The following is a 1,100-nucleotide window of genomic DNA, read 5'->3' as shown; positions in this document are numbered from 1 at the left end:
CAACCCGGTATGGAGACATCGGGATGGCAGCGTCGCTGAGTGGTAAGTCCAGATGAGCGTTTTTATTCAGGTGGTTTTACCAGTCCTGTTGATTTTCGGGGCTGGATATATCATTCAAAAACTCGCAAAGCTGGACATTAAGTCTGTCTCAACGATTGCCTTGTATGTCATGCTTCCCTGTCTCGTATTCAAAACCTTTTATGAAGCAGAACTCAACAATGAGTACTTGATGATGCTTGTATTCTCAGCGCTTCTGCTAATCAGTATTCTATTGATTAATAAGGTTGTCGCTAAAGCGAAAAACTACGATGCAAAAATGGAGAGCGGTTTAATCTTATCAACTGCCTTCATGAATTCAGGCAACTACGGTGCTCCGATCATCTTGTTTGCTTTCGGGGAGGAAGGCTTCGTCTATTCCGTATCTTTCCTCGTCTTGCAGGCGATCATCATGAATTTCTTCGGAGTTTACTATGCAGCCAAGGGGACGGCTGGCTTAAAAATGGCGATCGTCTCTGTTCTGAAAATGCCGCCGACGTATGCGGTCATCATTGCCCTAATTATGAATCTTGGCGGTATTGCCATGCCGGAGAATTTAGTTTCAAGTGTCAATCTCCTGGCAGACGCGACGATTCCGATGATCATGGTCGTCCTCGGCATGCAGCTTGCTGAAATCAAAGTGACGAATATGGAATGGGCGAAAGTTTCCTATGCTTCTACGGTCAGGCTCATCGCTTCCCCATTGATCGCCTTTGCTTTGACGCTTGTCCTGCCGATGAGTGACATGATGGCGAGCGTATTGGTGGTATCGGCAGCGATGCCATCAGCAGCCACAACTACAATTTACGCCGTCCAATTCAATTCGAAGCCCGAATTAGTCTCAAGCATTACCTTGATGACCACGTTATTCAGCATTGTGACCATTCCTGTTTTATTGACGATATTCATGTAGAACACGTGAAGACTGGGGATGGATCATGGATGCTTATTATAGAAAGGGTGAAAACAATGAGTGAAAAAGTGTCGAAGAAGATTCAAGTACAGGTGAAAGAAACACAAACAATTATGGAACTTTCGCAAATTATCCAGCGTTATGATTCTGA

Annotated in this window: 1 protein-coding gene; it reads left to right on the top strand. The window is 44.6% G+C overall.

Going from position 1 to position 1,100, the window contains the following annotated elements; genetic code table 11:
* The first annotated feature begins 52 nt into the window (after positions 1-52).
* A complete protein-coding gene (locus LD39_RS21260) occupies positions 53-949 on the top strand; it encodes an AEC family transporter (protein ID WP_035553701.1) in 897 nt (298 codons plus the stop codon).
* Positions 950-1,100 lie beyond the last annotated feature (151 nt).

The sequence above is a fragment of the Halobacillus sp. BBL2006 genome, from assembly GCF_000786645.1.
Taxonomy (GTDB): domain Bacteria; phylum Bacillota; class Bacilli; order Bacillales; family Halobacillaceae; genus Halobacillus.
This window is presented reverse-complemented; position numbering and strand designations above follow the sequence as displayed.